We start from the raw sequence: 1,804 nt of genomic DNA, 5'->3' as shown, positions 1-1,804 counted from the left end.
GCGTGGACGGGGTGGCGGGGGCGGGCGTGGTCCACGACGGCCAGGCCTGCGCGGAACAGCGCCGCCGGGACGACCAGGCAGACGAGGACCCAGAACAGGGTCACGCCCCACGGGCGGCCCACGCCCCAGGGCTGTTCCGCGAGGACCTTGCCGCCGTACTTCAGGGACACGGTGTAGTCGCCGTGCGCCCCGGCCGCGAGCTCCACGGGGAGTTCGACGCGCGCCGTGCCGCCGGGCCGGATCGTGCCGCGCCAGCGCTGGTCCTGCCACTGCGGGGCGAACACGCCGTGGGAGGTGCCGACCTGGAAGACGGGGTCCTTCACGGGGGACGTCCCGACGTTTCCGACGGTGACCTCGAGTGTCCGGGCGGGCGGGGAGCCGAACCAGGTCAGCAGCCCGCCGGCGCCCCGCAGCCGGGTGTCCGCGAGCAGGGACAGCCGTCCGCCGGCCCGGTCGGCGGGCAGCGGCTCCACCGCGTGCCCGGCGACCCGGAGGGCCGCGTCGGCCTCGGCCCCGGCCCCCGTCACCGTCGCCACGTGCACCACGCAGGGGCACGGCACGGGCGGTTCCACGACGGGCAGTTCGCGGCGGAAGCGCCCCTTCGCGTCGGTGGTGACGGCCCGGCCGTCGGCGTTGGCGCAGGAGTTGGTGCCGCCGGCCACGCCCCGGGACGGCTCGGCCTGCCCGCAGACCAGCAGCGTCAGCAGGGCACGCGGACGCCAGCCGCTGCCGGTGACAGTGACCGAGCCGCCCGTCCCTGCCTGGGCCCTGGACAGCTCGACGACCGGCCGGTCCGCGGCCCCGGCGGGCCCGGCACCCGCCAGACCCGGCAGGAGCACCAGCAGGAGGGGCAGCAGGAGACGCAGGGACAGGTACGGGACACGGGCGACGTGCGGCAGCGGCGGCATCGGCGGCTCCAGCGGTCGTGCGGGCGTGCGCTCAGGGGCGTACGCGCGCTGTCCGGTGACGTCGTGTCAGCCACAGGGTGCCCGCCGCGCCGGCGAGCAGAACGGTGCCGCCGAGGGTGCCGAGGGCGACGGCCGAGTCCTCCGGGCCGGTCTGCGGGAGTTCGTCACCGGAGCCGGAGCCGGACCCGGAGCCGGAGCCCGGACCCGAGCCGCCGCCCTGGGTGGAACCGGTGGCGCCGCCGCTCGCGGCCGTGACGTCCAGGGTCAGGGACGGGCCCGGGTCGTTCGTCGGCGTGCACGTGGTCGTCGTGCCGAGCGCCTTGATGGTGAGCACGCCGGCCGTGAAGGTGACCTCGCCGCTCTTCTTCGGCGTGTACGTGCCGCTCAGGTCGTTGATCTTGATCGGCGTGTTGGCGGGGATCGCGGCGTCGTTGGCGGGGCCGGTCACCGTCAGGGTGCCGCCGTCCGCGCCGCCCAGGGCGATGGTGGCGCTCGGGGTCATCGCACCCTTGCCCAGTTCGACCGGGCTGGAGGAGACGCCCTTCTGCCAGGACATGGTGATCCGGTAGCCGCTGCCGTTCTTGACACCCTTGATGTCGATGGGCGAGACGGCGCTCTTGTCGCCGATCGGCGTCTTGCACTGGTAGTTGACGTCGACGACCTCGGCCCGGGCCATGGGGGCGGCCATCAACACCGCCGAGCCGGCCAGGGCCGCGGCGGACGCGAGTGCGGCGGTTCGATTCCGGTACGACACGGAGCCGCTCCCCTTCCTGTTTCCTGACGGAGCATCAGATCGGGCCGTCAAGGTACGCCCGGGGCGTTGAGGAAGGAAGACACAGTGCGGGGTGGATCTGTGGCGATCCGGAGTGGAGGTTCCCTGGGGACGGGGACGGGGA

General features: G+C 74.6%; 2 protein-coding genes. Both read right to left on the bottom strand.

The features are described 5' to 3' along the window. A partial coding sequence (locus CCL05_RS28740) for a hypothetical protein (protein WP_086563516.1) occupies nucleotides 1–908 on the bottom strand: 908 nt, incomplete at its 3' end. Between the two features lie 31 nt (nucleotides 909–939). Then, nucleotides 940–1,662 carry an LPXTG cell wall anchor domain-containing protein gene (locus CCL05_RS28735; RefSeq protein ID WP_086563515.1) on the bottom strand — a complete coding sequence of 241 codons (723 nt, stop codon included), beginning with the start codon at nucleotides 1,660–1,662 and terminating at the stop codon, nucleotides 940–942. Between the last annotated feature and the right edge of the window lie 142 nt (nucleotides 1,663–1,804).

The organism is Streptomyces africanus (assembly GCF_002150735.1).
Lineage (GTDB): Bacteria > Actinomycetota > Actinomycetes > Streptomycetales > Streptomycetaceae > Streptomyces > Streptomyces africanus.
Note: the sequence above shows the minus strand (reverse complement) of the source record. Positions and strands in the feature narration are given on the sequence as shown.